Below are 299 nucleotides of genomic sequence, written 5' to 3'. Positions count from 1 at the left end.
GGAGGAGGGCTACGCCTATTCGTCCAGCGTCGCTCCGCTCGCGCACGACCATTATGGCTGGCGGGAGGCCCCCCGCTTCGGCTTCCGCCCGCTGAACGATAGCGCGCTCACCGAGGTGCCCGTCACCGTCGCGGAGTGGCACGGCAAGCGCATCGCGACCGGTGGCGGCTTTTTCCGCCTGCTGCCTGCCAAACTCACGGATATCGCCGTCGGCCAGTCGAACCGCGCCGGCCAGCCGGCGATGTTCTACTTCCACCCGTGGGAGATCGACCCCTCCCAACCACGCGTCGCCAACGCAC

The 299-nt window shown here is 68.9% G+C and carries 1 protein-coding gene; it reads left to right on the top strand.

Annotated features, from left to right (window positions below; genetic code table 11):
* On the top strand, positions 1–299 hold a 299-nt coding region (locus tag AC0IYH_RS30805), incomplete at both ends, for a DUF3473 domain-containing protein (protein ID WP_471837969.1).

This window comes from Pseudomonas sp. AC463 (genome assembly GCF_979253585.1).
This window is presented reverse-complemented; position numbering and strand designations above follow the sequence as displayed.